The sequence below is a fragment of the Citrobacter cronae genome (genome assembly GCF_016893685.1).
Classification (GTDB): Bacteria; Pseudomonadota; Gammaproteobacteria; order Enterobacterales; family Enterobacteriaceae; genus Citrobacter; species Citrobacter werkmanii.
The window spans coordinates 1,477,715-1,502,197 of sequence record NZ_CP069763.1 but is presented as its reverse complement, the minus strand read 5'-3'; the positions used below and the strand labels follow the sequence as shown (position 1 = coordinate 1,502,197).

21 protein-coding genes are annotated in these 24,483 nt (G+C 52.2%); 15 read left to right on the top strand and 6 right to left on the bottom strand.

The window, feature by feature from the left end; translation table 11 throughout:
• Nucleotide 1 precedes the first annotated feature (1 nt).
• Together metL and metB are read right to left on the bottom strand one after the other, a co-directional pair.
• Nucleotides 2–2,434 carry a bifunctional aspartate kinase/homoserine dehydrogenase II gene (metL, locus tag JSN25_RS06420; RefSeq protein WP_069324857.1) on the bottom strand — a complete coding sequence of 811 codons (2,433 nt, stop codon included), beginning with the start codon at nt 2,432–2,434 and terminating at the stop codon, nt 2–4.
• A 2-nt stretch (nt 2,435–2,436) separates the two neighbouring features.
• Complete coding sequence (gene metB / locus JSN25_RS06415; protein WP_069324858.1) at nt 2,437–3,597, bottom strand: cystathionine gamma-synthase; 1,161 nt, start codon at nt 3,595–3,597, stop codon at nt 2,437–2,439.
• A 265-nt stretch (nt 3,598–3,862) separates the two neighbouring features.
• On the opposite strand from metB, the gene metJ reads away from it, so the two are divergent.
• A complete protein-coding gene (gene metJ, locus JSN25_RS06410; protein ID WP_003825168.1) occupies nt 3,863–4,180 on the top strand; it encodes a met regulon transcriptional regulator MetJ in 318 nt (105 codons plus the stop codon).
• Nucleotides 4,181–4,233: 53 nt separating this feature from the next.
• On the opposite strand, the gene JSN25_RS06405 is transcribed toward metJ, so the two are convergent.
• The 3 genes from JSN25_RS06405 to rpmE all read right to left on the bottom strand — a co-directional run bounded on the left by JSN25_RS06405 (nt 4,234) and on the right by rpmE (nt 6,979).
• Nucleotides 4,234–5,658 (bottom strand): MFS transporter, encoded by a 1,425-nt coding sequence (locus tag JSN25_RS06405; RefSeq protein WP_204525539.1) that lies wholly within the window; start codon nt 5,656–5,658, stop codon nt 4,234–4,236.
• An 89-nt stretch (nt 5,659–5,747) separates the two neighbouring features.
• A complete protein-coding gene (locus tag JSN25_RS06400) occupies nt 5,748–6,428 on the bottom strand; it encodes an oligogalacturonate-specific porin KdgM family protein (protein ID WP_087856663.1) in 681 nt (226 codons plus the stop codon).
• Between the two features lie 338 nt (nt 6,429–6,766).
• Nucleotides 6,767–6,979, bottom strand: a complete 213-nt coding sequence (rpmE, locus tag JSN25_RS06395; protein ID WP_038636025.1) for a 50S ribosomal protein L31 — start codon at nt 6,977–6,979, stop codon at nt 6,767–6,769.
• A gap of 257 nt (nt 6,980–7,236) precedes the next feature.
• Between rpmE and priA the strand changes: the two genes are divergently transcribed.
• The 11 genes from priA to JSN25_RS06340 all read left to right on the top strand — a co-directional run bounded on the left by priA (nt 7,237) and on the right by JSN25_RS06340 (nt 20,061).
• Nucleotides 7,237–9,435, top strand: coding sequence for a primosomal protein N' (gene priA, locus JSN25_RS06390; protein WP_204525538.1), 2,199 nt, complete (start codon nt 7,237–7,239; stop codon nt 9,433–9,435).
• A 154-nt stretch (nt 9,436–9,589) separates the two neighbouring features.
• On the top strand, nt 9,590–10,615 hold the full coding sequence (gene cytR / locus JSN25_RS06385; protein ID WP_003028807.1) for a DNA-binding transcriptional regulator CytR: 1,026 nt from the start codon (nt 9,590–9,592) through the stop codon (nt 10,613–10,615).
• Nucleotides 10,616–10,708: 93 nt separating this feature from the next.
• Complete coding sequence (gene ftsN, locus JSN25_RS06380) at nt 10,709–11,683, top strand: cell division protein FtsN (RefSeq protein ID WP_074458535.1); 975 nt, start codon at nt 10,709–10,711, stop codon at nt 11,681–11,683.
• Between the two features lie 91 nt (nt 11,684–11,774).
• Nucleotides 11,775–12,305 carry an ATP-dependent protease subunit HslV gene (hslV, locus tag JSN25_RS06375; RefSeq protein ID WP_003028805.1) on the top strand — a complete coding sequence of 177 codons (531 nt, stop codon included), beginning with the start codon at nt 11,775–11,777 and terminating at the stop codon, nt 12,303–12,305.
• A gap of 9 nt (nt 12,306–12,314) precedes the next feature.
• On the top strand, nt 12,315–13,646 hold the full coding sequence (hslU, locus tag JSN25_RS06370; protein ID WP_038636017.1) for an HslU--HslV peptidase ATPase subunit: 1,332 nt from the start codon (nt 12,315–12,317) through the stop codon (nt 13,644–13,646).
• A gap of 67 nt (nt 13,647–13,713) precedes the next feature.
• Nucleotides 13,714–14,643: a 1,4-dihydroxy-2-naphthoate polyprenyltransferase gene (gene menA, locus JSN25_RS06365; protein WP_160955458.1), complete on the top strand. Its 930-nt coding sequence runs from the start codon at nt 13,714–13,716 to the stop codon at nt 14,641–14,643.
• A 92-nt stretch (nt 14,644–14,735) separates the two neighbouring features.
• Nucleotides 14,736–15,221 carry a ribonuclease E activity regulator RraA gene (rraA, locus tag JSN25_RS06360; protein ID WP_204525537.1) on the top strand — a complete coding sequence of 162 codons (486 nt, stop codon included), beginning with the start codon at nt 14,736–14,738 and terminating at the stop codon, nt 15,219–15,221.
• 227 nt (nt 15,222–15,448) lie between these two features.
• On the top strand, nt 15,449–15,739 hold the full coding sequence (locus JSN25_RS06355) for a UxaA family hydrolase (RefSeq protein WP_038636007.1): 291 nt from the start codon (nt 15,449–15,451) through the stop codon (nt 15,737–15,739).
• A gap of 21 nt (nt 15,740–15,760) precedes the next feature.
• Complete coding sequence (locus JSN25_RS06350) at nt 15,761–16,924, top strand: UxaA family hydrolase (protein WP_085049743.1); 1,164 nt, start codon at nt 15,761–15,763, stop codon at nt 16,922–16,924.
• An 86-nt stretch (nt 16,925–17,010) separates the two neighbouring features.
• Nucleotides 17,011–17,970, top strand: a complete 960-nt coding sequence (locus JSN25_RS06345) for a 2-keto-3-deoxygluconate permease (RefSeq protein ID WP_038636001.1) — start codon at nt 17,011–17,013, stop codon at nt 17,968–17,970.
• 159 nt (nt 17,971–18,129) lie between these two features.
• Nucleotides 18,130–20,061 carry a sigma 54-interacting transcriptional regulator gene (locus JSN25_RS06340; RefSeq protein ID WP_087856660.1) on the top strand — a complete coding sequence of 644 codons (1,932 nt, stop codon included), beginning with the start codon at nt 18,130–18,132 and terminating at the stop codon, nt 20,059–20,061.
• Nucleotides 20,062–20,267: 206 nt separating this feature from the next.
• Here JSN25_RS06340 and zapB read toward each other — a convergent pair whose 3' ends face one another.
• Nucleotides 20,268–20,513, bottom strand: a complete 246-nt coding sequence (gene zapB, locus JSN25_RS06335; RefSeq protein WP_019077914.1) for a septal ring assembly protein ZapB — start codon at nt 20,511–20,513, stop codon at nt 20,268–20,270.
• 428 nt (nt 20,514–20,941) lie between these two features.
• Between zapB and JSN25_RS06330 the strand changes: the two genes are divergently transcribed.
• The 3 genes from JSN25_RS06330 to glpX all read left to right on the top strand — a co-directional run bounded on the left by JSN25_RS06330 (nt 20,942) and on the right by glpX (nt 24,469).
• A complete protein-coding gene (locus JSN25_RS06330; RefSeq protein WP_038635996.1) occupies nt 20,942–21,787 on the top strand; it encodes an MIP/aquaporin family protein in 846 nt (281 codons plus the stop codon).
• Nucleotides 21,788–21,809: 22 nt separating this feature from the next.
• A complete protein-coding gene (gene glpK, locus JSN25_RS06325; protein ID WP_085049741.1) occupies nt 21,810–23,318 on the top strand; it encodes a glycerol kinase GlpK in 1,509 nt (502 codons plus the stop codon).
• A 140-nt stretch (nt 23,319–23,458) separates the two neighbouring features.
• Nucleotides 23,459–24,469 carry a class II fructose-bisphosphatase gene (gene glpX / locus JSN25_RS06320; protein ID WP_038635990.1) on the top strand — a complete coding sequence of 337 codons (1,011 nt, stop codon included), beginning with the start codon at nt 23,459–23,461 and terminating at the stop codon, nt 24,467–24,469.
• Nucleotides 24,470–24,483 lie beyond the last annotated feature (14 nt).

Here is a 24,483-nt window from a genome sequence, read left to right as displayed (position 1 = left end):
ACTACAGCAACTGCGCCAGGCGGTTGATATCCGACTGAATGGCTCCGGCGGTCACATCGCGGCCTGCGCCAGGTCCGCGGATCACCAGCGGGTTATCGCGATACCAGCGGCTTTCAATGGCGAACACATTATCGCACGGCAACAATGCCGCCAGCGGGTGCTCAGAACGTACCGCTTCAACACCCACACGTGCTTTACCGTTAGCGTCAAAACGCGCCACATAGCGCAGCACCAGCCCCATTTCACGCGCCGCTTCCAGACGCTGCACCATCTGCTCGTTCAGTTCATCGCCATTTTCAAAGAAATGGTCAATAGAGCCTTCTTCACAATGCGCAGGCACCAGCGACTCCACGCGAACCTGATCCGGCTCGATGTCGTAACCCGCTTCACGCGCCAGAATCACCAGCTTGCGCATCACATCCTTGCCGGAAAGATCCACCCGCGGGTCTGGTTCGGTCAGCCCCTGCTGCCACGCCTGATCCACCAGGTCGGTGAACGGCACCGTGCCATCAAATTGCAGGAACAGCCACGACAACGTGCCAGAGAAGATCCCGCTGATCGACAGAATGGTATCTCCGCTATCAATCAGATCGCGCACGGTATGGTTGATCGGCAAACCTGCGCCCACGGTGGCGTTATACAGCCAGTGACGACCGGTTTTTTCAAACGCATCATGGATTTGGCGATACTTATTACTGCTGCTCGCACCCGCCAGTTTGTTAGCGCTGATAACATGGAAACCGTGACTGGCGAAATCCAGATATTGATCCGCCAACTGCTCGCTGGCGGTTACGTCCAGCACCACTAAATCATCATACGGGTGGGCGCGCATCCACAGGAACAATGACTCTTCATCCTGTTCCACTGCCTCATCATCAAAGAAGGCCAACGCGCGACTGGCATCCAGCCCTTCATAATTCAGCAGACTACGGCGGCTATCGACCACGCCCGCCAGCACGAACTCTAATCCGGTACGCGCCGAGAGCGTACTTTGCTCACGGGCGAATAGCTCCAGCCAACGTGATCCAATATTCCCCTTCCCGAACAACACCAGGCCGATTCGTTTTTCCGCGCGGAAAATTGACTGATGCAGACCCTGAATCAGGCTCTCCGTCGGTCCGGTACGCAGTACGGCAACCAGGCTGATGCCCTCCTCCGACTGCCAGGTGAATTCGACCGGCTGACCTTTCAGTTGCTGCCAGAAGCGGTGGCAGTGCAGCGGGTTACGGGTGACGCCCGCCCCGACCATCGCCACCAGCGCCAACCCCTGGCGCAGACGCAGCTCGCCCGGCAATCCGGCCTCATCAAGAATTCTCAACGCGCCGTCAGCGACTTCGGAGGTATAGCAAAATTGCAGCAGTTGGCGATCGGGATGCACACCGACCGCCAGCGGACGCACCTGGGTGCGTTTTAAAATCTGATCGACCTCTTTATGGGCCAGCTTAAAGTCCTGACCGGTGGGAACCTGAAACTCAATCAGGCAGACGTCGTCATGACTGGTCACGATACGCGCCCCGGTCCCGGAAGCCAGCACGCGTTCAATACGCGTTGAGCCTTGCTCAGGCGTATAGCTACAACGCAGTTGGAGATCAATATCACTGCCGGAAACCGGCTGTAAGGTACGGGCATGGAGAACCGGAGCCGCCAGACGCGCCAGTTCGCTGGCTTCATCCAGACGCAGCAGCGGTAGCAGGCAGGCATCTTTTACTTTACGCGGATCCGCGCTGTAAACCCCGGCGACATCACTCCAGATGGTTACGCGGGAAACCCCGGCCAGCGCGCCAACCTGCGTCGCCGAGTAGTCAGAACCATTACGCCCCAGCAGTACCGTTTCACCGGCGTTGTTACGGCTAATAAAGCCGGTAACGACCAGGCGTTTACCCGGATGTTGCGCCAGAAGTTGCTGCAACAATGGGTAGGAGAGACCTTCATCCACCTGCGGCTGAGCGCTACGCTCCGCACGTAAAAAATCGCGCGCATCCAGCCAGGCCGATTCCAGACCTTGTTGGTTAAGGACAGCGGACATCAAACGCGCCGACCATACCTCACCGTGTCCGACGACTTCAGCATAAACGGCATCGTTCACGCCGCTGTCGAGTAATCCGGCCAGACGCTCCAGGTCGTGAATAAACGCACCGATCAGACCGTCGGCCACTTCTGGTGGTAACAAACCGCTAATCAGCTCGCTCTGATAGCGACGTAACGCCTGCTGAACCTGATGCGCAGAAAGACGATCGGTCTGGCTTAACTTCAGCCAGCTAATCAACTGGTTAGTGGTACTGCCTGCGGCTGAAACAACCATCATGTCATCAGGCTGCGAGTATTCCGCCATAATGCCTGCGACACGCAGATAACATTTCACATCAGCCAGACTACTACCACCAAATTTGTGCAGTTGACGACCCTTCGCCCCTGCCTGCGCAATCACACTCATGTTTACCCCTTGTTTGCAGCCCGGAAGCCATTTTCCAGGTCGGCAATTAAATCTTCGCCATCTTCAATACCGGTGGAGATACGCAGCAGCGTTTCCGAAATCCCTGCCGCCGCGCGCGCTTCTGGTGCCATTCCCGCGTGTGTCATGGTTGCGGCGTGGGAGATCAGACTTTCAACGCCTCCTAACGATTCCGCCAGCGTAAACAATGACAGCCCGCCAAGGAAGCGACGCAGCGTTTGCTCATCGCCATCCAGTTCAAAACTCAGCATCGCGCCAAAGCCTTTTTGCTGACGCACGGCAATCTCATGCCCTTGATTATTCGGCAATGATGGGTGATACAATTTTTTCACCAGCGGCTGCGTTTGCAGATAATCAACAATCGCCTGAGCATTACGTTGCGCCACCTCCATACGCGGTGACAGAGTACGCAGGCCGCGCAACAGCAGATAACTATCAAACGCGCCGCCGGTCACGCCAATATTATTCGCCCACCACGCCAGTTCAGTGACCGTTTCCGGATCTTTCGCTATCACCACACCAGCCACCACGTCTGAGTGACCGTTTAAATATTTCGTGCATGAATGCAACACCAGATCGGCGCCCAATGCCAGTGGATTTTGCAGTGCCGGGCTTAAAAAAGTGTTGTCTACCACGCTGACTGCACCAGCTTCACGCGCCAATTGACAGATTTTCGCAATATCCACCACGCGTAGTAGCGGGTTGCTTGGGCTTTCTACCAGCACCAGCTTCGGTTTTTCCGCCAGCGCCGCCTGCAACGCCCGCTCATCACCTTGATCAACAAACAGTACGCGATAACAGCCTCGCTTTGCCAGACTGTCAAACAGGCGATAGCTGCCGCCGTAACAGTCGTGCGGCGCGACCAGCAGATCGCCAGGTTTCAGGAATACCGTCGTCACCAGATGAATCGCCGACATGCCGGTATTGGTTAGTACCGCACCCGCGCCACCTTCCAGTTCTGCCAACGCGCGCTGAACCACATCGCGCGTCGGGTTACCGCGGCGTGAATAGTCATGGGCGCGAGGCTCATTAAAGCCGGTAAAGTTATAGGTACTGGAGAGGTGAATCGGCGGGACAACGCAACCGTACTGTTCGTCGTCATTTAATCCGCTACGCACTGCGATGGTGGCCTGTTTACGCGTCATAGAGAGGAGATCCTGGCTGAGTCGGTGAAAAGTCAGGCACCAGATTAATCATAGTTGCGATAGCCGTCAATACATCTGGACATCTAAACTTCTTTGCGTATAGATTGAGCAAACCGCAAATAGCCGTTAAAATTATATGCATTAGCGTACATCCGCGTCGGCTTACTTCGTGTCAGGGCCGCGCCACTACGATAAACTACGCGCAATTATGGTCCGGGCTCAGGTTCTGGCCTCAATATTAATGACGAAGAGGATTAGGTATCTCATGGCTGAATGGAGCGGCGAATATATCAGCCCATACGCTGAGCACGGTAAGAAGAGTGAGCAAGTAAAAAAAATTACGGTTTCCATTCCTCTGAAGGTGTTAAAAATCCTTACCGATGAACGCACGCGTCGTCAGGTGAACAACCTGCGCCACGCCACCAACAGCGAACTGCTGTGTGAAGCGTTTCTGCATGCTTTTACCGGGCAACCACTACCCAACGATGACGACCTGCGTAAAGAACGCAGTGATGAAATCCCGGAAGAAGCAAAGGTAATCATGCGTGAACTGGGTATCAACCCGGAAACGTGGGAATACTGATCGTTAGAGAAAGATGAAAGAAGGCGGGATTGCTCCCGCCATCTTTCACAACATTACTTACTAATACCATTGAGTTTATTCAATGTTTCTTCCATTTTGAGCGTTTCTTTACGGTTCAATGGATAGCAATAAATCAGAATGACCGCCGCCAAAAACAGGCACAAAGCCGGCAAGAGATTCGCCATCGTATAAATATTTTCCTGCACGATGCTGGTTTGCACAGCCCCACCCGTTGAGGAAGATTGATAACCAATGATGGCCAGCATAAAGCCGCCAATCGCCCCGGCGCACGCCTGACCAACCTTGCGGGCGAAGAAGTTCACGCCATAAACGGTACCATCCTCACGATCGCCAGTGACATACTGGTGATAATCACAAACATCGGTCATAAACGCCCATATCATCAGGTTGAATAACCCCGCCCCCAGCGTCGCCAGAAACAGGAAAACCAAATAGACTTTCGCGTCGGTAATGTGGACGAAGTACATAATCAGATACATCGCTACCGCAAAGAGCAACGCGCCTACACTTGCTTCTTTTTTACCAAACCGCTTCGTGAGCCAGGATGCCGATGGCGCCAGCAAAACCAGAGAACCAAAGGTAAACAGCAATGCAACGGACATGGCCTCTTTGTTATGGAAATAGTCATTAAACAGGTAGGTCATATTGGTCCCGGACAACCCCTGATTAATCACAATCAGCAGATCCACCACAACCAAAACAATCAGCGCCTTATTACGTAATAGCCCCTTCAGCAGTACCGACACGGGCATGCTCTCTTTTCTCTCCACACGCACACGTTCTGTCGTTAACTGACAGGTCAGGGTTAAAAAGATAAAACCCAGTACTGCGCAACCCATGGCAATCCAGAAGAAATGCTGCCCGGAAATCACCTGGCTTCCGTCCACCAGGGTGGTGTACATCAGAATGGGAATAAAAAAGCCGGTTGCCCCACCGCCGATGGCAGACCCAACGCTGCGCCAGGTTGAGAGCGAAACACGATCTTCCGGGTTCGAGCTAATCGCCGCAGACATGGCGCCATACGGGATACTGACCGTCGATAACAACGAACCGTAGATAAAATAGGAGCAGCAGATGTAGATAATTTTCGCCGTATAAGAAAAATCATTCACAAATGGCAGGAACAGGACGACCGCAATGATGCAAAATGGATATTTCATACGGCGCACCCACGGGTTAAACCGTCCATGTATCGTTAGTTTAGAGGTATCACATAAACGCCCTACGCCAACATCGACAAACGCATCAAAGAGTTTGGTCACAAAATAGAGCGAGCCGACAATAACCCCGGAAATACCGAGTACGTTGGTGTAATAAATCATTAAAAAACTGTTCACCAGTCCAAGAATAAAACAGGTTCCGAGGTCGCCACACAAATAACCAAATTTATCTCTTAATCCGAAAGGCCTGACAGCAATACTTTGATTACTTCCGATTATAGTTCCATCATTAGACATGATATCAACTCCTTAGACTCATTATTCACGCAAACTATATGGATATACCGATGCTCAGCGTAATAAACCGCTATGAAGAGTATTAACGGTCAGAAGTTATAACCGAGACCGACACGATAACGAGTCTGGCGATCGTCTGTGGTGGTGGTGTTATAACCGGAGGAAACGTTACCCACCTCAACAAATGGAATCCAGGAACCTATTTTATAAGCTACACGGAAGTTATATTCATAATCGTCTTTTCGGTTGTTATATAAATCTTCGCTATCGGCAATTTTATAAATACCGTTAAGCTCAAACATCCAGTCATGAATGTTATAACCGAGCCATGCTTCCGGACGATAGACCATGCGATCATCCTTGCCGTCAGTGTTTCTGCGCATGTACTCCTGACGATAGCGGAACGCAGTCCACCAGTTGTCATTGATATTGTACTGTACGCGGATATAAGGTTTGTAAATCGTGATGTTATCGCCCGTTTCGATCGCAATACCCGGCTGCCAGATAAGATCCCGCCAGGTAAACTGGTAGCTTGCAGTATACTCGTTGCCATTACTTTCCATATTATTCCACGCATCATTAGATTGCGTATCTTCGGAACGTGAAATGGCTTCAACGGCTACACCAAAACCAGTCGCAAAACGATGAGACATATAAACACGATCGTAATTGCGCCCATCGTCATAATATTCATGACGATAATCAACATAACCCGCTTGCGCGGTCACAGAGAATAATGGAATCAGTAATAACGCAGATTTAAATTTCATGACCATCCCTCTTCACACTAAATCAAGGAAATTATCCATCTCGTTCCGTCCATTAATGGGAAACGATGAAGGATTAAGAATAATTTTATATTTCCACGAAAGTGTATTTTAGAAAGAAAGCAGAAACCTTTGGTATTTTGCCAACAATTGGCATGAGTGGCAAAAATCAGAAGATAAAAAGGATGTAGATCACCAGTAGAAACATTTTACCTAAAAAATAAAAACACTGTTTTATTTATTAAATAAAAGACACTATTCAACACATCAATATGAATTTCATTCTTCAGGCGCAGAAACAAAAAAAGCGCCGAAAGGCGCTTTTTTCTGACAGCTGAAACTTATTTGCTGCCTGGGATGTTGAAACGCTTGTTGAAGCGATCAACGCGGCCACCGGTAGCAACATCACGCTGCTTGCCAGTATAGAACGGGTGGCACTTGCTGCACACGTCGAGGTTCAGATCGTGACCGACAGTGGAGCGGATTTTAATGACGTTACCGCAAGAGCAGTTTGCAGTAATTTCTTCGTATTTCGGGTGAATATCTTTTTTCATGGGAAAACCTCAGTTTAAGGCCGCGTCGCTCTTCCAGCCCTAACGCCAGACACCACGCGATGTTAATTATTCCCCGTCACCTTTCACACTGCATCAACAGCTTGAAATTCTCGGGTAATGGTCATTGTTTGACGCAATCAATTTGCATCAAAGGCGGCGAATCATACAGAAATTAACCTGCTCATGCAAACTGATCCGCATTCTACCCTTCACTAATGTGTATACTAACCGGCCAGATTTCAAGTCAGGATGATTCAATGCCCGTTGCGCACGTTGCCTTACCCGTTCCGCTACCTCGCACCTTTGACTACCTTCTGCCGGAAGGCATGAGCGCCAAAGCCGGGTGTCGTGTACGCGTGCCTTTTGGCAAGCAACAGGAGCGCGTCGGCATCGTCCTTTCCGTTAGCGAGCACAGCGAACTGCCGCTCAACGAATTGAAAGCCGTTCTCGAAGTGCTGGACAGCGAGCCGGTCTATTCGACCTCCGTCTGGCGTCTGCTGTTGTGGGCAGCTGACTATTATCATCATCCTATTGGCGACGTGCTGTTTCATGCCCTGCCGATTCTGCTACGCCAGGGACGCCCGGCTGCCAACGCGCCCATGTGGTACTGGTTTGCCACTGAAGAGGGCCAGGTTATTGATCTCAACGGCCTGAAGCGTTCTCCCAAGCAGCAGCAGGCGCTGGCAGCATTACGCCAGGGAAAAATCTGGCGCGACCAGGTGGCAGAGCTGGAATTTAATGACGCCGCCTTGCAGGCGCTGCGTAAAAAAGGCCTGTGCGACCTGGCAAGCGAAACGCCAGGCTTTAGCGACTGGCGTACGCACTACGCGGTTTCCGGTGAGCGTCTACGGCTGAATACCGAACAGGCTACCGCCGTCGGGGCGATCCACAGCGCCTCGGACAGTTTTAGCGCCTGGCTATTAGCGGGCGTGACGGGATCGGGTAAAACAGAGGTCTATTTAAGCGTACTGGAAAATGTGCTCGCCCAGGGCAAACAGGCGCTGGTGATGGTGCCGGAGATTGGCCTGACGCCGCAAACTATTGCTCGGTTTCGCGAGCGCTTCAATGCGCCGGTCGAAGTCCTGCACTCGGGTTTAAATGACAGCGAACGTCTTTCGGCATGGCTGAAGGCGAAAAATGGCGAAGCGGCGATTGTCATCGGCACGCGCTCGTCGCTGTTCACACCGTTTAAAAATCTGGGCGTGATTGTCATCGACGAAGAGCACGACAGCTCTTATAAACAGCAGGAAGGCTGGCGCTATCATGCGCGCGACCTCGCGGTTTATCGTGCCCATAGCGAACAAATTCCCATTATTCTCGGCTCAGCCACCCCAGCGCTGGAAACGCTGTGCAACGTGCGGCAGAAAAAATACCGCATGCTGCGCCTGACGCGCCGCGCCGGAAATGCGCGCCCAGCCACTCAGCACGTGCTGGATCTGAAAGGTCAGCAGGTACAGGCCGGACTCGCCCCTGCGCTTATCGCCCGTATGCGTCAGCACCTGCAGGCGGATAACCAGGTGATCCTGTTTTTAAACCGCAGGGGTTTTGCTCCTGCCCTGCTGTGCCACGACTGTGGCTGGATTGCTGAATGCCCGCGCTGCGATCACTACTACACGCTGCATCAGGCGCAGCACCATCTGCGCTGCCACCACTGCGACAGTCAGCGTCCGATACCGCGTCAGTGCCCTTCCTGCGGCTCAACGCATATGGTTCCGGTAGGACTCGGCACCGAACAGCTTGAGCAGGCTCTGGCGCCTTTTTTCCCCGGCGTGCCCATCTCACGCATCGATCGCGACACGACCAGCCGTAAAGGGTCGCTGGAGCAGCATCTGGCGGAAGTGCATCGCGGCGGCGCGCGAATCCTGATCGGCACACAAATGCTGGCGAAAGGCCACCATTTCCCGGACGTCACCCTGGTGGCGCTGCTGGACGTTGACGGCGCGCTGTTCTCCGCAGATTTCCGGTCGGCAGAACGCTTCGCCCAGCTCTACACGCAGGTTTCCGGGCGTGCCGGTCGCGCCGGGAAACAGGGTGAAGTGGTGCTGCAAACGCACCACCCTGAACATCCGCTACTGCAAACCTTACTGTATAAAGGTTATGACGCTTTTGCCGAGCAGGCGCTGGCCGAGCGACAAACGCTCCAGCTTCCCCCATGGACCAGCCATGTGATCGTGCGGGCAGAAGATCACAACAACCAGCATGCGCCGATGTTCTTGCAGCAGTTACGAAATCTGATTCAGGCCAGTCCGCTGGCCGATGAAAAACTGTGGGTGTTAGGCCCGGTTCCCGCCCTGGCACCCAAACGTGGCGGTCGCTATCGCTGGCAAATTTTGTTGCAGCACCCATCGCGAATTCGCCTGCAGCATATCGTCAGCGGCACACTGGCGCTGATCAATACGTTACCCGATGCGCGTAAGGTTAAATGGGTGCTGGATGTCGATCCCATCGAGGGATAATCCCTCACGATGCGAGGCGGATCGTAAAATTAAAGATCCATCACACTTTTTATGAAAATTCTGTAACCGCTTCCATTCACTATCTGATAAAAATGTTTCAGATGAAGGTTATCCAGGGACGAGTCTGTGCCAGCCGCCCTGGCGAGGAGAAAGAGTGAAACCGAATAAGCAGGTTGCCGCCGCTACGATGAAAGATGTTGCCCTGAAGGCGAAAGTCTCAACGGCAACCGTATCCCGCGCATTAATGAATCCAGACAAAGTTTCGCAGTCAACCCGTAACAAGGTTGAGCAGGCAGCTCTGGAAGTGGGATATCTACCTCAATCGATGGGACGCAACGTAAAGCGTAATGAGTCACGTACCATTCTGGTGATTGTGCCTGATATCTGCGATCCGTTTTTTAGCGAAGTCATTCGTGGCATAGAAGTCACCGCCGCAGAACAGGGATATCTGGTGCTGATCGGCGATTGCGCGCACCAGAATCAGCAGGAAAAGACCTTTCTTAACCTCATTATCACCAAGCAGATCGATGGCATGGTCCTGCTCAGCTCGCGCCTGCCGTTTGATGCCAGCGTTGAAGAGCAGCGTAATTTACCGCCGATGGTTATGTCCAACGAGTTCGCGCCAGAGCTGGAACTCCCCACCGTGCACATTGATAACCTCACCGCCGCCTTCAACGCGATGAATTATCTGCTGGAGTTGGGACATAAACGCATTGGCTGTATCGCCGGACCAGAGGATATGCCGCTGTGCCATTACCGTCTGCAAGGTTACGTTCAGGCACTGCGCCGCAGCGGAATTACGGTCGATCCGCATTTCATCGCGCGCGGAGACTTTACCTATGAAGCGGGAGCTAATGCGCTTAAACAGCTCCTGGCGCTACCACAGCCGCCTACCGCAGTCTTCTGCCACAGCGATGTCATGGCGCTTGGCGCCCTCTCTTACGCCAAACGTCAGGGCCTGAAAGTACCCGACGATTTATCGATCATTGGCTTCGATAACATTTCGCTCGCGGAATTTTGTGATCCACCCCTGACAACCGTCGCACAGCCGCGTTTCGATATCGGACGCGAAGCTATGCTGTTACTGCTCGATCAATTACAAGGGCAGAACGTCAGCAGTGGCTCACGTTTACTGGACTGCGAGCTTATTATTCGGGGTACAACCCGGGCACTGACGTAAAGTAAAGTGCTTTCGGACTCCCCTGTCTGGTCAAAGGCCCGCCGCTTAAGTAACATGGCGGGCTGACGAACGAATAAATACAGCGAAACGATAGTGGCACAACGAGATTATGTACGTCGCGGCCAACCGGCACCTTCGCGGCGCAAAAAGAGCACATCACGGAAAAAACAACGCAATACGCCTGCGGTATCGCCCGCTATGGTTGCTATTGCTGCAGCCGTACTCGTGACCTTTATCGGTGGTCTGTACTTCATTACGCATCACAAGAAAGAAGAGTCCGAAACGCTGCAAAACCAGAAAGTCACCGGAAATGGCATTCCACCAAAACCGGAAGAGCGCTGGCGATACATCAAAGAGCTGGAAAGCCGTCAGCCTGGCGTACGCGCGCCTACCGAACCGTCTGCCGGCGGCGAGGTGCTGAACGCCGACCAGTTAACCAATGAACAGCGCCAGTTGTTGGCGCAGATGCAGGCTGATATGCGTCAACAGCCAACGCAGCTCAACGAAGTACCATGGAACGAACAAACGCCTGAGCAACGCCAGCAAACGCTGCAGCGTCAACGTCAGGTGCAACAGCAGCAGTGGAACACTACGCAGCAGCAGGCTCAACAACCACGCCAACGGGCAACGGAACAGCCGTACCAGCAACCGCAAACGCGTACGGCGCAAACCGCACCGGTACAACAGCCGAAACCGCAGCCAAAACCGGCGGCGCAACAGCCGTATCAGGATCTGCTGCAAACGCCTGCGCATACCACCGCCGCTCAGCCGAAAACGCAACCGGCCGCGCCAATAACGAATGAAACGCAGCCGCCAAAACAGACGGCGGAGAAAAAAGATGAACGCCGCTGGATGGTTCAGTGCGGGTCATTTAAAGGTGCTGAGCAGGCAGAAACCGTGCGCGCGCAGCTGGCCTTTGAAGGGTTCAACTCGCGAATTACCACTAATAACGGCTGGAATCGCGTGGTTATTGGTCCGCTCAAAGGCAAAGAGAATGCCGACAATACCATCAGCCGCCTGAAGGTTGCTGGTCACACAAACTGCATTCGACTCGCCACTGGGGGTTGAAACCCCCAAAATCCCCCCCATCTATACTTGCATTACGCCCCGCATCCTGTGCGGGGCCTGTATTCTGCATTTGTAACCAAGGGGTCTGCTCGTGACAACAATAGTAAGCGTACGCCGTAACGGCCATGTGGTAATCGCCGGTGATGGTCAGGCCACACTGGGTAACACCGTAATGAAAGGCAACGTGAAGAAAGTCCGCCGTCTGTATAACGACAAAGTCATTGCGGGCTTTGCGGGCGGTACTGCGGATGCATTCACGCTGTTTGAACTGTTCGAACGCAAGCTGGAAATGCACCAGGGTCACCTGGTGAAAGCGGCCGTTGAACTGGCAAAAGACTGGCGTACCGACCGTATGCTGCGCAAACTCGAAGCGCTGCTGGCCGTCGCAGATGAAACGGCATCACTCATCATCACCGGTAACGGCGACGTCATCCAGCCAGAAAACGATCTGATTGCCATCGGCTCCGGCGGTCCCTACGCCCAGGCTGCTGCACGCGCTCTGCTGGAAAACACCGAGCTTGGCGCGCGCGAGATTGCTGAGAAAGCGTTGGATATTGCAGGGGATATCTGCATTTATACCAACCACTTCCATACCATCGAAGAATTGAACTCCAAAGCGTAAGGATCCCCCATGTCTGAAATGACCCCACGCGAAATTGTCAGCGAACTGAACAAACACATCATCGGCCAGGATAACGCTAAGCGTTCCGTGGCGATTGCCCTGCGTAACCGCTGGCGCCGTATGCAGCTCAACGAAGAGCTGCGCCATGAAGTGACGCCGAAAAATATTCTGATGATTGGCCCGACCGGCGTCGGTAAAACCGAAATCGCCCGTCGCCTGGCAAAACTGGCCAACGCGCCGTTCATCAAGGTTGAAGCAACCAAATTTACCGAAGTTGGCTATGTTGGTAAGGAAGTTGACTCGATCATCCGCGATCTGACCGACGCAGCCATTAAGATGGTTCGCGTTCAGGCCATCGAGAAAAACCGCTTCCGCGCTGAAGAGATGGCGGAAGAGCGCATTCTCGACGTGCTGATCCCACCAGCTAAAAATAACTGGGGACAGTCTGAGCAGCCGCAGGAACCTTCTGCCGCGCGTCAGGCGTTCCGTAAAAAACTGCGCGAAGGCCAGCTCGACGATAAAGAGATCGAAATCGATCTCGCCGCCGCACCGATGGGCGTTGAAATCATGGCGCCTCCGGGCATGGAAGAGATGACCAGCCAGTTGCAGTCCATGTTCCAGAACCTGGGCGGTCAGAAGCAAAAACCGCGTAAGCTGAAAATCAAAGACGCGATGAAGCTGCTGATTGAAGAAGAAGCGGCTAAACTGGTGAACCCGGAAGAGCTGAAACAGGAAGCTATCGACGCCGTTGAGCAGCACGGGATCGTGTTTATCGACGAAATCGACAAAATCTGTAAGCGCGGCGAATCCTCTGGTCCGGATGTGTCCCGTGAAGGCGTACAGCGCGACCTGCTGCCGCTGGTTGAAGGCTGCACGGTCTCCACCAAGCACGGCATGGTGAAAACCGATCATATTCTGTTTATCGCTTCTGGCGCATTCCAGGTCGCGAAACCGTCGGACCTGATCCCGGAACTGCAGGGTCGTCTACCGATTCGCGTTGAACTACAGGCGCTGACCACCAGCGATTTTGAGCGTATCCTGACCGAACCGAATGCCTCCATCACCGTTCAGTACAAAGCGCTGATGGCGACCGAAGGTGTGGACATTAACTTCACCGAATCGGGCATTAAACGCATTGCCGAAGCGGCCTGGCAGGTTAACGAAACCACCGAAAACATCGGTGCGCGTCGTCTGCACACCGTTCTGGAACGTCTGATGGAAGATATTTCCTATGATGCGAGCGATTTGAACGGCCAAAGCATCACAATTGATGCCGATTATGTGAGCAAACATCTGGATGCGCTGGTCGCAGATGAAGATCTGAGCCGTTTTATCCTATAATCGCGTTCAATGCATTTTCATCACTGTTGATGGGGCTGATAAAGCCCCATTTTTATTGGCGCTAAATATGACTGAACAACAACAAATTAGCCGCTCACAAGCCTGGCTGGAAAGTTTACGACCTAAGACCTTACCGCTCGCCTTCGCGGCGATCATCGTCGGTACGGCATTAGCATGGTGGCAAGGATACTTCGATCCGCTGGTTGCTCTGCTGGCATTGATTACGGCGGGACTGCTGCAAATTCTGTCCAATCTCGCTAACGACTATGGCGATGCCGTCAAAGGCAGCGACACGCCCGATCGCATTGGACCGCTGCGCGGGATGCAAAAAGGGGTTATCACCCAAGAGCAGATGAAGCGCGCGCTGATCGTCACCGTAGTGTTGATCTGTCTGTCTGGTCTGGCCCTGGTTGCCGTGGCCTGTCACACGCTGGCGGATTTTGTCGGTTTCCTGGTGCTCGGGGGCCTGTCAATTATCGCCGCGATCACTTACACCGTGGGTAATCGCCCTTACGGATATATCGGTCTGGGCGATATTTCCGTGCTGGTATTCTTCGGCTGGCTCAGCGTGATGGGAAGCTGGTATTTACAGGCCCATACGCTGATTCCGGCGCTGATTCTGCCTGCCACCGCCTGCGGCCTGCTGGCAACCGCTGTGCTCAACGTCAACAATCTGCGCGATATCAACAGCGACAGAGAGAATGGCAAGAACACGCTGGTCGTGCGTTTAGGCGCCGTGAATGCCCGCCGCTACCATGCCTGCCTGCTGATGGGTACGCTGGTCTGTCTGGCGCTGTTTAACCTGTTCTCGCTGCAAAGCCTATGGGGATGGTTGTTTATTCTTGCCGCTCCGCTGCTTTTCAAACAGGCGCGTTACGTGATGCGTGAGATGAACCCTGAGGCAATGCGCCCGATGCTGGAACGCACCGTAAAAGCGGCACTATTAACTAACCTGCTGTTTGTCGTTGGAATTTTCTTAAGTCAGTGGTCTCTTTAACTGACAAATATCAATTAACAATTGATGATTTTGCCAACAGTACACATAGCGCGATATACTAAAAATTCTCGCAGCAACTAAACGTTAAGCCTATGAAATACGATACATCCGAGCTTTGTGACATCTATCAGGAAGATGTCAACGTCGTGGAACCGCTGTTCTCTAACTTTGGGGGACGGTCGTCGTTTGGCGGACAAATCATCACGGTAAAATGTTTCGAGGACAACGGGTTGCTGTACGATCTGCTCGAACAGAACGGCCGTGGTCGCATTCTTCTGGTCGATGGCGGCGGTTCTGTTCGCCGCGCGCTGGTCGATGCCGAACTGGCGCGGCTGGCCGTACAGAATGAATGGGAAGGTCTGGTCATCTACGGCTCAGTACGCCAGGTAGACGATCTGGAAGAACTGGATATCGGCATTCAGGCGATTGCCGCAATTCCGGTAGCCGCTTCAGGTGAAGGCATTGGGGAAAGCGATGTGCGCGTCAACTTTGGCGGCGTGACCTTCTTCTCCGGCGACCACCTTTACGCCGACAACACCGGGATAATCCTCTCCGAAGACCCGCTCGATATCGAGTGATCAAAAAGGCACCGCAAGGTGCCTTTTTTTATGCGCTTCCGTCGTACCCACCTTTTGCACGCCTTGCAACTGTAGCTATTTGCCGCAACTGATGAAGCTACTTACAGCGGCTCTATCTCCCCCTTCCCACTCTGCGTGTTATTTGTCTTAATAAACAACAAGTTAAAAACATGGCACGCCTTATGCTTTATACCACTGTATCCAATCAAAGCGCATAAGGATTTTTTATGAAGAAAAATGCAGTGGTTATTAACCCGCAAGATAGCGTTGCTACTGCTATCCAGCCCCTCAAGGCCGGAGACGTCGCTAACATGTTTGTTGGCAATGAAAATCTGACCATCACCTTACGTGATGACATCCCTTACGGTCATAAATTTGCCATTAAAGCCGTTGCGCTTCATGGCGAAGTTTACAAATACGGTGAATCCATTGGTCGGGCAACAAAGCCTATCCAGACCGGAGATTATGTTCATGTTCATAATGTTGAAAGTGAACGTGGCCGTGGGGATTGGAAATAAAGGCTGAAGGAACAAGTGAAAATGAAAAAAACAATCAAAGGTTATCGTCGTCCGGATGGCAGCGTGGGTATTCGCAACTACGTCTTAATTTTACCTACCAGCGTTTGCGCCAATAAAGTGGCTCAGGACATCTCCGCTCAGGTTCATGGCTCAACCTGGCTTAATAATGATTTTGGTTGCTGCCAGATTGCTGGTGATGCTGCATTAACCGAAAAAACACTGATCAACGTTGCCAGGAACGGCAACGTTGGCGCCATACTCGTTGTCGGATTGGGTTGTGAAGGCGCTGAACCTACTCACATTGCACAAGAAATCACGAAATTTGGTAAGCCGGTTTCCTGCATCACAATTCAGAATGAAGGGGGGACCTTGCAGTGTCAGGCGCGCGGAATTTCAATCGCACGTCAGTATGCGCAGGATTTGTCCCAGCAAGACTACGAAGAAATAAACGTCAGCGAGTTGATCCTCGGAATGGAATGCGGAGGTTCTGATACCACTTCTGGCCTCGCCTCCAACCCTGCCTGTGGTGTTGCATCTGATTTGTTAGTTAACGATGGTGGCACATCGATTCTTTCAGAAACCACCGAATTCATTGGCGCAGAACACGTTGTTGCTCGTCGGGCCATTAATTCACAAGTCGCAGACGATTTAATCAAGCTGGTTGTGGGGTGTGAAGAAAGAGCGAAAGCCCTGGGCGCAGATATCAGGGGCGGGCAACCGACGCCAGGTAATATCCAGGGCGGTATCACCACCATTGAGGAAAAATCTCTGGGCTGCATGCACAAAGCGGGTCATTCACCGCTACAGGGCGTCCTGCAATACGCAGATTTCCCTGGCGGTCGTGGACTATGGGTGATGGACTCCCCTGGACAAGATATCGAATCCATCTCCGGGATGGTGGCCGGCGGCGCACAAATTATTATCTTTACTACCGGGCGCGGAACCCCCACGGGAAACCCGATTGCGCCAGTGATCAAAATCACCGCCAACGAAGAAACATTTACCAAAATGCGCGACAACATTGATATTGATGTTTCATCGATTATGCGGGGAGAATCTTCTATTAATGAGATGGGCGAGGTAATTTATCAGGAAATCATTAAGGTTTCTAATGGTAAAACAACCAAAGCTGAAGATCTTGGGCATAAGGAATTCTCTATTTACAAGATCGCACCAACATTTTAAGACGATAGAAATATAACCCTATACGGTGGGAATAAATAACATATTCCCATCATTTATATCCGTTACGAAAACACGGAAGTCTCCTCATGAAAATAAAACAAACAATTGAGAAATTCCCAGGCGGGATGATGGTAATCCCGTTATTGATCGGAGCATTATTAAAGACATTTTGTCCTGGTGCTTTAGAAATAGGGAGCTTTTCGACGGCGGTAGCTCATGGCGCTCTCGCTATCCTGGGCGTATTTTTTGTCTGTATGGGCGCTGAAATCCGCCTACAGGCCGCGCCGGTCGCCCTGAAAAAAGGGTTCGCCATTATGCTGTCCAAGTTGGTTGTCGGGACAGCAATTGGCTTACTGGTCGCAAAGTTTTGTGGCGCCAACGGCTTCTTTGGTTTGTCTGCACTCGCCATTATCGCGGCTATGACCAATGCGAATATGGGCCTCTACGCTGCACTGACCAAACAGTTTGGCAATGAAACCGATGCGGGCGCTATCGCTGTGCTTTCCGTACTTGAAGGCCCCTTTCTGACGATGGTGGCGATGGGTGCCGCTGGGCTGGTGTCGATCCCAATAATGGAACTGTTCGCCGTTGTTTTACCAATACTGATTGGTATGCTGCTCGGAAATCTGGATGAGGATATGCGTTCGTTCCTGAAAAGCGGCGGCGCGATGCTGATCCCCTTCTTCTCTTTTGGTCTGGGTACCGGAATCGATTTCAGCACCCTGCTGATGGCCGGATTCGCAGGGGTTATTCTGGGTCTCATGACCGCATTCATTGGCGCGCTGATTAATGTTGCCGTCTCCCGTTTTGTCGGAGGTTCAGGCATCGCCGGAGCGGCAGTCTCCACGACGGCCGGTAACGCCGTTGCGACCCCCGCAGCCATCGCCGCAGTTGACCCCAGCGTGTCAGCATTAATCGCCGTAGCGACGCCGCAGATTGCCGCCTCTACGATCGTCACCTCCTTAGTCGTACCGTTTATAACCGCCTGGGTTGCTCGCCGCGAACAAAGGAGAATCGCCCAACGCCAGCAGTTATCAAAAACATAAATTCCACAGAGTTGATCGAAAACAATTCCGCTGTTCACCATTTATGTGACAAAAAGATTGCAGAAACAGTAAGTCGTGAATGGATTACTGTTTCTGCAATAATGCCGACAACTGTTTCCACCGTTATCGACTTCACATCATGATCATGCTGGATTCAACATGTTAAAATTACCTAATATTTACATCGTTTCTCCTTTACAAGCGCTCTCTCTCGAAGCTGAACGCCTGTCTATCCGATATAAGCACATCGCAAATCTAACGATATTAAATGCTACCCTCGACGATGTTGATTCCGTGATCCCGATATTGCGCACGAATTCCCCTGATCTTGTGATTAGTCGCGGTGGCATGGCATGGATGCTTAAACAAAAAATACCGCAGCCTGTCATTGAAATAAAAACATCCGCCTATGATATTATCGATGCCCTCAGGCCATATCTTGGGCTCAATAAAAATATTGGGGTTATTGGGTTTCGCAGCGTTATCGACGGCTGTATGAAAATAGCCAGGATGCTTAATCTGCAGCTCACTGAGTTTATCATTGACGAAATGGCCAACCCTTGCATTGAGAATGTCAGAAATGACTTTGTCAATTACACACAAAATAACCAGATAGATCTTATTATTGGCGATGCCATTTGCCCGCTTTATTTTGGCACACACAGCATGGAACATTTCATCCCTTTCCATTCAGGTGTCGAGTCCATAGAACTGGCATTACATGAGGCAATTCAGCTGTATCAGGCGCTCGCTAATGAGCGCATTGAGCAAAACCAGCTAAACCTGTTACTTGACCACACCAATAAATTCATTCTTCTCATTGATAATTGCGGTAAGGTCATTCACTGTAACCATAAAGCCGTCGAGCTTTTACAACTCAGTAAACATGATTTAATCAGTAAAAAAATACCTTCCTTAACGCTAAACTGGGAAGACCTGCAAAATAATATCCCGATAGAAAATGAGTTAATCAACACACCCTATGGCGAATTTGTGGTTAACCAGTTCCCCATTGTAGAAAACGAAAATCTCAACCGCGTGGTGATCACCCTCCAGACATCATCTAACTTACAGAATGCTGAGCAGAAGATAAGAATCAAAGAAGCGAAAAAGTTAGGATTTCACGCCAGGTATCACTTCGAAGATTTTATTACCTGCAACCGTGAAATGCAGGATCGCTTAAGGTTAGCCAGGATATATGCGGAAACCGAAGCAACAATACTGCTACTCGGTGAAAATGGTACCGGCAAAGAGGTTCTGGCGCAGAGCATTCATAACGCCAGTTCACATCGCAATGGGCCATTTGTTGCGGTTAACTGCGGCGCAATCCCCGCTTCAATTATGGAAAGCGAACTCTTTGGATATGTCGATGGCGCGTTTTCCGGTGCCTCTAAAAAAGGCCGCGCAGGGATGTTTGAACTGGCGCATAACGGCACCATCTTTCTTGATGAAATCAGCGAACTGGATAAGTTCTTACAAGCAAAACTCTTACGCATTCTGCAAGAGCGCCAACTGATGCGCCTGGGCGCAGATCACATGATTCCGGTCAACGTCCGCGTTATTGCGGCCACAAACCGAAACTTACCGGCAATGATTGCAGCCGGTGATTTTAGAGAAGACCTTTTTTATCGCTTGAATGTGCTCAAGGTCACCACATTACCGTTACGTGAACGCCCGGACGATATCCAACTTATTGGGCAAACAACTTTAGATGCGCTGAGAAAGTCCTATCAGTTGCCTCCCATTGCATTGAGCGAAAGTTTATGGAGTGAGCTGAAAAAATATTTATGGCCGGGTAACGTACGTCAGTTGAATAATATTATGGAGCGCCTGGCGTTATCGTTTTCATCCGGCGTGGTGTCTCTTTCTGCCGCCACGTTACTGATTGAGGATTTACAAGCCGATAAAGCGTCTTCCCCCCAACAACCTCGCCATCACTGCCCGGACTGCCAGTTGCTCGAAGGGCCGTATAAACGGATCCGTAGCCGTATTCTCAAAGGGGTGCTACTACGACAGCAAAACAACAAAAGCCGTGCAGCGAAGCAACTGGATATTGACCGTAGCTCGTTCACCCGTTGGCTTGGTGATTGATGGGAAAGCCCGCAAGCAAGGCCGTTATCAAAGATAAGTATTGCCGGATGTCGGCTTACACCTTATCCGGCCTACAAACTAAATCCTCTATAGATTTCGCGTCAGGGCAAGGCGGCAAGTAAGTGAATCCCCAGGAGCATAGGCCACTATGTGACTGGGGTGAACGCACGCAGCCAACGCCGCCATAACGTGAAATATGACGAGGATTAGACTTCTTCCATACGACCCAGCAGGGCATGCAGACGATCCTGCCAGCCGTTCTGCTGTTCTTTCAGATTGTTGTTCTCACGCTCCAGTTCTTCACGCTGCTGCTGTGCAGACTGAACTTCCTGCGACAGTGAGTTATTCTTTTCTTTCAGCTCTTCGATTTCCATCTGCAACAGCGTGATGGTATCAATCGCCTGCTGTACTTTTGCTTCCAGTTTCTCAAACACTTCTAATGACATCGTCATACCTCTCCTGAATTGCAAGGCGTTGATGGATAAAAATCCTCGTCCCGATAACCGGCGACGCCTTAATAAAAACGAGCGCACTCTACTTAACACCGATTGTATGAAGCCGCGTCATCCCTGTCCAGCGGCATCCCGCGCAGATTGCGGTTTGCAACACTTTTAGTCTTTCTCCTGGTGACATGACTGTCATAACGCTTAAGTGTTAAGAGATTGATCGGTGAAATGATTCAGCTCACATTATTTTTGTATAACAAATACCGCGCAATGGCGCGAAAACGCTCATTTTGTTGATGCAGTACACACATTTTAATTTCGATATTTCTCGTTTTTGAGCGTTAACGATAAATTAACAGTGTGCCTACCGGCTCCGGGGATGTCAGTGACCTTCTCGCACACAATAAACATTAAACTCTCTTCAGGATCCGATTATGAGTCAAACATCAACCTTAAAAGGCCAGTGCATTGCTGAATTCCTCGGTACCGGGTTGTTGATTTTCTTCGGTGTGGGCTGTGTCGCTGCACTCAAAGTGGCCGGGGCTACTTTTGGTCAGTGGGAAATCAGCATCATCTGGGGTCTGGGGGTAGCGATGGCTATCTATCTGACCGCAGGCGTTTCTGGCGCACACCTGAATCCAGCGGTCACCATCGCACTCTGGCTGTTTGCCTGTTTTGATAAACGCAAAGTCGTCCCTTTTATTATTTCGCAAATTGCCGGCGCCTTTTGCGCAGCGGCATTGGTTTACGGGCTTTATTACAATCTTTTCCTCGATTTCGAACAAACCAATCATATCGTGCGCGGCAGTACCGAGAGCCTGGGTCTGGCAGGTACTTTCTCCACCTATCCGAACCCGCATATCAATTTTGTGCAGGCCTTCGCGGTTGAAATGGTCATTACCGCTATTCTAATGGGGCTGATTCTGGCCCTGACCGACGATGGTAACGGTGTACCTCGTGGTCCGCTGGCGCCACTGCTGATCGGCTTACTGATTGCCGTTATTGGTGCTTCCATGGGTCCGCTAACAGGTTTTGCGATGAACCCGGCACGTGACTTCGGACCGAAACTGTTCGCCGGACTGGCCGGATGGGGTGAGATTGCCTTCACGGGTGGTCGTGATATCCCTTACTTCCTGGTACCGGTGTTTGGCCCGATTACCGGCGCAATTTTGGGCGCATGGGCCTATCGCAAACTGATTGGTCGTCATTTGCCGTGCGATGTCTGCGCGATTGAAGAGAAAGACGTTGCGGCCAACACTCAACAAAAAGCTTCGCAGTAATGTGACTACGGGACAAAAAATTATGACTGAAAAAAAATATATCGTTGCGCTCGACCAGGGCACCACCAGCTCCCGCGCGGTCGTCATGGACCACGATGCGAATATCGTTGCCGTTTCACAGCGCGAATTCGAGCAAATCTACCCGAAAGCAGGTTGGGTAGAACACGACCCAATGGAAATTTGGGCAACCCAAAGCTCCACGCTGGTTGAAGTGCTGGCGAAAGCCGATATCAGTTCCGATGAAATTGCCGCGATCGGTATTACCAACCAGCGTGAAACCACCATCGTCTGGGAACGTGAGACCGGTAAACCAATCTATAACGCCATTGTATGGCAGTGTCGTCGTACCGCGGATATCTGCGAGAAGCTCAAGCGCGACGGTATGGAAGAGTACATCCGCAATAACACCGGCCTGGTGATTGACCCGTACTTCTCCGGTACCAAAGTGAAGTGGATCCTCGACCACGTAGAAGGTTCGCGTGAGCGCGCTCGTCGCGGTGAACTGTTGTTCGGTACCGTAGACACCTGGCTTATCTGGAAAATGACGCAGGGACGCGTACACGTCACCGATTACACCAACGCCTCACGTACCATGCTGTTCAACATCCACTCCCTGGACTGGGACGACAAGATGTTGGATGCGCTGGATATTCCGCGCGCCATGCTGCCGGAAGTGCGTCGTTCTTCTGAAGTGTACGGCCAAACCAACATCGGTGGTAAGGGCGGCATTCGTATTCCTATCTCCGGTATCGCCGGTGACCAGCAGGCGGCGCTGTTCGGCCAGCTGTGCGTGAAAGAAGGGATGGCGAAAAACACTTACGGTACCGGCTGCTTCATGCTGATGAACACCGGCGAGAAAGCCGTTAAGTCCGAAAACGGGCTGCTGACCACCATCGCCTGCGGACCGACCGGGGAAGTGAACTACGCCCTGGAAGGCGCGGTGTTTATGGCGGGTGCCTCTATCCAGTGGCTGCGTGATGAAATGAAACTCATCAGCGATGCATTCGACTCTGAGTATTTCGCGACTAAAGTGAAAGACACCAACGGCGTGTACGTCGTTCCGGCATTCACCGGTCTGGGCGCACCGTACTGGGACCCGTATGCGCGTGGCGCCATCTTCGGTCTGACCCGTGGCGTAAACTCCAACCACATCATTCGCGCAACGCTTGAGTCTATCGCTTACCAAACCCGTGACGTACTGGAAGCGATGCAGGCTGACTCCGGCATTCGCTTGCACGCCCTGCGCGTCGATGGCGGGGCGGTAGCCAACAACTTCCTGATGCAGTTCCAGTCGGACATTCTCGGCACACGCGTTGAGCGCCCGGAAGTCCGCGAAGTCACTGCGCTGGGTGCGGCTTATCTGGCCGGTCTGGCGGTCGGCTTCTGGCAAAACCTGGATGAGCTGCAGGAAAAAGCGGTCATCGAGCGTGAATTCCGTCCTGGCATCGAAACCACCGAACGTAACTTCCGTTACAGCGGCTGGAAAAAAGCAGTCAAACGCGCCATGGCGTGGGAAGATCACGACGAGTAATACGTCATTGCCGGATGGCGACGCTAAGGTGTCTTATCCGGCAATATCTTCGTGCGGGGACAACCCCGCACACACATCAATAATCTCGCCCCCTCCCCTGTGCTACACTTCGCGCCATTCCTTTCAGCTACGAGTTTGCAATGAGACGAGAACTTGCCATTGAATTTTCACGCGTGACCGAAGCGGCCGCGCTGGCTGGCTATAAATGGCTGGGCCGCGGCGATAAAAATACCGCTGACGGCGCGGCGGTGAACGCCATGCGTATTATGCTCAACCAGGTCAACATCGACGGCACCATCGTGATTGGCGAAGGTGAAATCGATGAAGCGCCGATGCTGTTTATCGGTGAGAAAGTCGGTACGGGTCTTGGCGATGCGGTAGACATCGCAGTCGATCCTATCGAAGGCACGCGTATGACGGCAATGGGCCAGGCAAATGCGCTGGCGGTACTGGCCGTGGGCGATAAAGGCTGCTTCCTGAACGCGCCGGACATGTACATGGAAAAGCTGATTGTCGGCCCAGGCGCAAAAGGGTCCATTGACCTGAACCTGTCGCTGGAAGCCAACCTGCGTAACATTGCCGCCGCGCTGAACAAACCCCTGAGTGACCTGACCGTCACTATCCTGGCAAAACCTCGCCATGATGACGTTATTGCAGAGATGACGAAACTGGGCGTGCGCGTATTCGCTATTCCCGACGGCGACGTTGCGGCTTCAATTCTGACCTGCATGCCTGACAGCGAAGTTGACGTGCTGTACGGCATTGGCGGCGCACCGGAAGGTGTGGTCTCCGCCGCCGTTATCCGCGCGCTGGATGGCGATATGCAGGGCCGTCTCCTGGCGCGTCATGACGTCAAAGGCGACAGCGAAGAAAACCGCCGCATTGGCGAACAGGAACTGGCCCGCTGCACCGCGATGGGCATTGAAGCGGGCAAAGCGCTGCGTCTGGACGAAATGGCGCGCAGCGACAACGTCATTTTTTCTGCCACCGGCATCACCAAAGGCGATCTGCTGGAAGGCATTAGCCGCAAAGGCAATATCGCGACCACCGAAACGCTGCTGATCCGCGGCAAATCGCGCACAATCCGCCGCATTCAGTCGATTCACTATCTCGATCGCAAAGATCCCGATGTGCAGGCGCACATCCTGTAATTGATTTGATCAAT

Coding starts and splice junctions, on each gene's coding strand:
- metJ (WP_003825168.1), top strand. CDS start 3,863: ATGGCTGAATGGAGCGGCGAATATATCAGCCCATACGCTGAGCACGGT.
- metL (WP_069324857.1), bottom strand. CDS start 2,434: ATGAGTGTGATTGCGCAGGCAGGGGCGAAGGGTCGTCAACTGCACAAA.
- JSN25_RS06350 (WP_085049743.1), top strand. CDS start 15,761: ATGAAAAAAACAATCAAAGGTTATCGTCGTCCGGATGGCAGCGTGGGT.
- priA (WP_204525538.1), top strand. CDS start 7,237: ATGCCCGTTGCGCACGTTGCCTTACCCGTTCCGCTACCTCGCACCTTT.
- JSN25_RS06345 (WP_038636001.1), top strand. CDS start 17,011: ATGAAAATAAAACAAACAATTGAGAAATTCCCAGGCGGGATGATGGTA.
- zapB (WP_019077914.1), bottom strand. CDS start 20,513: ATGACGATGTCATTAGAAGTGTTTGAGAAACTGGAAGCAAAAGTACAG.
- JSN25_RS06355 (WP_038636007.1), top strand. CDS start 15,449: ATGAAGAAAAATGCAGTGGTTATTAACCCGCAAGATAGCGTTGCTACT.
- menA (WP_160955458.1), top strand. CDS start 13,714: ATGACTGAACAACAACAAATTAGCCGCTCACAAGCCTGGCTGGAAAGT.
- metB (WP_069324858.1), bottom strand. CDS start 3,597: ATGACGCGTAAACAGGCCACCATCGCAGTGCGTAGCGGATTAAATGAC.
- rpmE (WP_038636025.1), bottom strand. CDS start 6,979: ATGAAAAAAGATATTCACCCGAAATACGAAGAAATTACTGCAAACTGC.
- JSN25_RS06405 (WP_204525539.1), bottom strand. CDS start 5,658: ATGTCTAATGATGGAACTATAATCGGAAGTAATCAAAGTATTGCTGTC.
- JSN25_RS06330 (WP_038635996.1), top strand. CDS start 20,942: ATGAGTCAAACATCAACCTTAAAAGGCCAGTGCATTGCTGAATTCCTC.
- JSN25_RS06340 (WP_087856660.1), top strand. CDS start 18,130: ATGTTAAAATTACCTAATATTTACATCGTTTCTCCTTTACAAGCGCTC.
- glpK (WP_085049741.1), top strand. CDS start 21,810: ATGACTGAAAAAAAATATATCGTTGCGCTCGACCAGGGCACCACCAGC.
- glpX (WP_038635990.1), top strand. CDS start 23,459: ATGAGACGAGAACTTGCCATTGAATTTTCACGCGTGACCGAAGCGGCC.
- JSN25_RS06400 (WP_087856663.1), bottom strand. CDS start 6,428: ATGAAATTTAAATCTGCGTTATTACTGATTCCATTATTCTCTGTGACC.
- hslU (WP_038636017.1), top strand. CDS start 12,315: ATGTCTGAAATGACCCCACGCGAAATTGTCAGCGAACTGAACAAACAC.
- rraA (WP_204525537.1), top strand. CDS start 14,736: ATGAAATACGATACATCCGAGCTTTGTGACATCTATCAGGAAGATGTC.